6 protein-coding genes are annotated in these 4,056 nt (G+C 63.1%); 2 read left to right on the top strand and 4 right to left on the bottom strand.

Annotation, left to right across the window (positions count from 1 at the left end):
• From WCZ84_RS13805 to WCZ84_RS13790, 4 genes are all read right to left on the bottom strand, one after another.
• A partial coding sequence (locus tag WCZ84_RS13805; protein ID WP_372686855.1) for an FAD-dependent oxidoreductase occupies window positions 1-245 on the bottom strand: 245 nt, incomplete at its 3' end.
• Between the two features lies 1 nt (window position 246).
• Complete coding sequence (gene sdhD, locus WCZ84_RS13800; RefSeq protein WP_372686854.1) at window positions 247-627, bottom strand: succinate dehydrogenase, hydrophobic membrane anchor protein; 381 nt, start codon at window positions 625-627, stop codon at window positions 247-249.
• Window positions 627-1,043, bottom strand: coding sequence for a succinate dehydrogenase, cytochrome b556 subunit (gene sdhC / locus WCZ84_RS13795; RefSeq protein ID WP_372686853.1), 417 nt, complete (start codon window positions 1,041-1,043; stop codon window positions 627-629). The genes sdhD and sdhC overlap by 1 nt, the downstream gene beginning before the upstream one ends.
• 64 nt (window positions 1,044-1,107) lie before the next feature.
• Window positions 1,108-1,878 carry a GntR family transcriptional regulator gene (locus tag WCZ84_RS13790; protein ID WP_372686852.1) on the bottom strand — a complete coding sequence of 257 codons (771 nt, stop codon included), beginning with the start codon at window positions 1,876-1,878 and terminating at the stop codon, window positions 1,108-1,110.
• Window positions 1,879-2,063: 185 nt separating this feature from the next.
• On the opposite strand from WCZ84_RS13790, the gene WCZ84_RS13785 reads away from it, so the two are divergent.
• Both WCZ84_RS13785 and prpB read left to right on the top strand, forming a co-directional pair.
• Window positions 2,064-3,053: a malate dehydrogenase gene (locus WCZ84_RS13785; RefSeq protein WP_372686851.1), complete on the top strand. Its 990-nt coding sequence runs from the start codon at window positions 2,064-2,066 to the stop codon at window positions 3,051-3,053.
• A gap of 15 nt (window positions 3,054-3,068) precedes the next feature.
• Window positions 3,069-3,962: a methylisocitrate lyase gene (gene prpB, locus WCZ84_RS13780; RefSeq protein WP_372686850.1), complete on the top strand. Its 894-nt coding sequence runs from the start codon at window positions 3,069-3,071 to the stop codon at window positions 3,960-3,962.
• Window positions 3,963-4,056 lie beyond the last annotated feature (94 nt).

Raw genomic sequence — 4,056 nt, 5'->3', positions numbered from 1 at the left:
TCTGAGCCCTTGATCGTGTCGTACATGTGCCATTGCCAGTGGTCTTCGCTCATGTTGCCGATCGAGGCGCTGATGCCGCCCTGAGCCGCCACGGTGTGTGAACGCGTCGGAAACACCTTGGTGAGCACGGCCACCGACAGGCCGGCCAGGGAGAGTTGCAGGGCACAGCGCAGGCCGGCCCCGCCGGCGCCTACCACCACGACATCGTACTGGCGGCGAGGGAGTGATTTTTTGACAGCTGCCACGTTAGAGACTCCAGAGAACTTGACCAAAGAAGAACACGGCCGCCACCAGCCAGAGCGCCGTCAGGACCTCGAGGAACAGGCGCAGGCCATCGGAATGGGCGTAGTCCATCCAGATGTCGCGCACGCCGATCCAGGCGTGCCAGGCCAGAGAGAGAAAAGCCAGCGTGGCCAGCAGCTGGCCCAGCGGCAGAGTGCCTGCGGTAAACGTGAAGAAGGCGCGCCAGGATTCGAAGCCCAGGTTGGGGACAAACACGGCATACAGGACCAGTATCAGTGTGTAGACCGCCATGATGACGGCCGTGGCCCGCTGAACGATGAAATCCCGCGTGCCATAATGCGCGCCCACCACCAGGCGCTTGCGACCAATGCGTTCGTGACCCATTACCAGGCTCCAAAAAGTTTCAGGCCAAAGATGACCGTAAGCACCAGCGCCGCGCCGATGACCACGGCGCCGGAGCGTTGAGAGGATTCGCGGTCGACCCCCCAGTGCAGATCGAGCGTGAGGTAGCGAATACCGGCACAGAAATGGTGGAAATACCCCCACATGAGCACCAGCAGCACCAGCTTGCACAGCGGATTGGCGACCCATTCGCGCATGCTGGCGAAGGATTCGGGCGACTGCACGCTTTGCGCGAACAACGGCACCAGAATGACCGGCAGGGCGAGGAACAGCAGGGCACCACTGATGCGGTGCAGAATGGACGCCTTGGCGGCGGGTGGCTGCTTGATGCCGAACAGCAGGTCCTTCAACCCCAGGTTGCGGAACTGCGGGCGCGGCTTGGTGACTGAATCAGACATGATGGCCTCGTGAGTGTGAAAAGACAAAGTGGTTCGGCATCCGGTATTTTCACCTATCCGGAGTTCAATTCAAACTATTACGGTAATGATAACGCTCGGTGACGTAATGGCCCCTGCGAAGTTCCATGGGCCGGTCGCCGTAGGTGTAGGAGACCCGCTCGACCTGCAACAAGGGGCTGCCCAGGGCGACGTGCAAATGCCCGGACAGCGCCTGGTCGGCCAGAACGGCCCGCAGCTTTTCTTCGGCGCGCACGATGCTGACGCCGAATTCCGATTCGAAGAACGCGTACACCGGCCCCCGGGAACGCAACAGCGACTCGTGCGTCAGCCCCTTGAAGATGTTCCCCGGCAGCCAGATGTCGTCGAAGATCGTGGGCGTGTCGTCGAAAGTCAGCACCCGGCGCAGATTGACCACTGCATCGCCCGGGCGCATGTCCAGGGCAGCAGCCACGTCGGCGCTGGCGCGCAGCCGGCGGCAATCGAGCATGTGGTTGCCCGGCGCAGCCGGGCGGCCGTCATCAGGCGTCAGGCGCAGAAAGCGATACCGCACTCTGGGTTCGCTGTGCGTGGCCACGAACGTCCCCTTGCCCTGGCGGCGAATCAGGAGGTTGTCGGCCGCCAGCTCGTCGATGGCCTTGCGCACGGTGCCCTGGCTGACCTGGAAGCGTGCCGCCAGATCGAGCTCGCTGGGAATGGCTTCGCCCGGCTTCCATTCGCCCCGATCCAGCCCTTGCAGGATCAGGCCCTTGATCTGCTGATACAGTGGGCTGAAGGCGGCGCCGTGAACGGGACGGCCGGGGGATTGCGTACGATCGGTCAATGCGTGTTCGGACATGGAATGAGCAATGCGGCAGCCCAACCCTCTGGTTGGCTGAAGACAGCGCATTTTCGCACTTTGAGCCCACTCTGTCTAATACTCTTCTGTCTTATATAAGATATAAGACCCTTGACGGGGAATAGTGGAATACACTAACCTTTTCCGCGTTTTGCGTCCAACCCCCTTTTCAATCGGAGAAAACCATGACCAAACCCGCCATGCGTGTTGCTGTCACCGGAGCGGCCGGCCAAATCGGCTATGCATTGCTGTTTCGCATTGCTTCGGGTGCCATGCTTGGCCCGGACCAGCCAGTGATCCTGCAACTGCTCGAGATTCCCGATGAACGCGCCCAACAGGCACTCAAGGGGGTCATGATGGAACTCGAAGACTGCGCCTTCCCGCTATTGGCCGGCATGAGCGCCCACGGCGATCCACGCGCGGCCTTCAAGGATGCCGACATTGCGTTGCTGGTTGGGGCGCGCCCCCGCAGCAAGGGGATGGAGCGCAAAGACTTGCTGCAGGTCAATGCGCAGATCTTTACGGCGCAAGGCCAGGCACTCAACGAAGTCGCCAGCCGCAACGTCAAGGTGCTGGTCGTCGGCAATCCGGCCAACACCAATGCCTACATCGCCATGAAATCGGCCCCCGATCTGCCCGCGAAGAACTTCACCGCCATGCTGCGCCTGGATCACAATCGCGCGCTGTCACAGATCGCCGCCAAAACCGGCAAGGCGGTGGCCGACATCCGCCAGCTGGTGGTCTGGGGCAACCATTCGCCCACCATGTACCCGGACACCCGCTTTGCCACCATCGACGGCCAGTCCGTACAGGCGCTGATCAACGACGACGCCTGGATACGCGATACGTTCATCCCCACGGTCGGCAAGCGCGGGGCCGCCATCATCGAGGCACGCGGCCTGTCGTCGGCGGCCTCGGCCGCCAACGCCGCCATTTGCCACGTTCGCGACTGGGTGCTGGGCAGCCAGGGCCAGTGGGTCACCATGGGCGTGCCCTCGGACGGCTCCTACGGCATTCCCGAAGGCATCATCTACGGCGTGCCCGTCACCACCGAGCAGGGTGAATACACCCGTGTGGCCGGGCTGGAAATCGACGCCTTTTCGCGCGAACGCATGGACCACACGCTGAACGAGCTGCTCGAAGAACGGGACGGCGTGGCCGACCTGCTCAAGTAACCCGGAGACCGCACCATGACCCGACCCGCCTCACCCGGCGCGCTGCTGCGCCAGGCGCTCAAAGATGAGTCGCCCCTGCAAGTCATCGGCGCCATCAACGCCAATCACGCCCTGCTGGCCCAGCGCGCCGGCTATCGCGCCATCTACGTATCCGGCGGCGGTGTCGCCGCCGGCTCGCTGGGCCTGCCGGATCTGGGCATCAACACGCTGGACGACGTGCTCACGGACATCCGCCGCATCACCGACGTCTGCGACGTACCGCTGCTCGTGGACATCGATACCGGCTTTGGTCCATCGGCCTTCAATATCGCCCGTACCATCAAGTCGCTCATCAAGTTCGGCGCCGCGGGCTGCCACATCGAAGATCAAGTGGGCGCCAAGCGCTGCGGCCACCGGCCCGGCAAAGAGATCGTCAGCACCGAAGAAATGGCCGACCGCGTGAAGGCGGCGGCGGATGCGCGCACCGATACCGACTTCTACCTGATCGCACGCACCGATGCCATCGCGGTCGATGGCGTGGATGCCGCGCTCGAGCGGGCGCACGCCTGCGTCGAAGCCGGCGCCGATGCCATCTTCGCCGAGGCGTCCTACGACCTCGACACGTACCAAAAGTTTTCGCAATCGCTGCCGGTCCCGGTTCTGGCCAACATCACCGAATTCGGCCAGACGCCGCTGTTCACGGTCGACGAGCTGGCCGGAGCCGGCGTCGGTATCGTGCTGTATCCCCTGTCGGCCTTCAGAGCCATGAACAAGGCGGCCGAAACCGTGTACGAAGCCATTCGCCGGGACGGCCACCAGAAAAACGTGATCGATCTCATGCAAACCCGCGAAGAGCTCTACGACCGTATCGGCTACCATCGCTACGAGCAGCAACTCGACGCCCTGTTCCGGCAGGGCAAGGGCAAGTGACACCTGCATGGGCATGATGCGCCCTGCCCATGCCCCCACCTGGAGACCCTATACCATGGCAAGCAAGAAATCCCCCGCCACACCCGCGGCAGAG

The organism is Castellaniella sp. (assembly GCF_041675725.1).
Classification (GTDB): domain Bacteria; phylum Pseudomonadota; class Gammaproteobacteria; order Burkholderiales; family Burkholderiaceae_B; genus Castellaniella.
The sequence above is the reverse complement of the archived record's forward strand: the minus strand, read 5'-3'. Positions and strand labels throughout refer to the sequence as shown.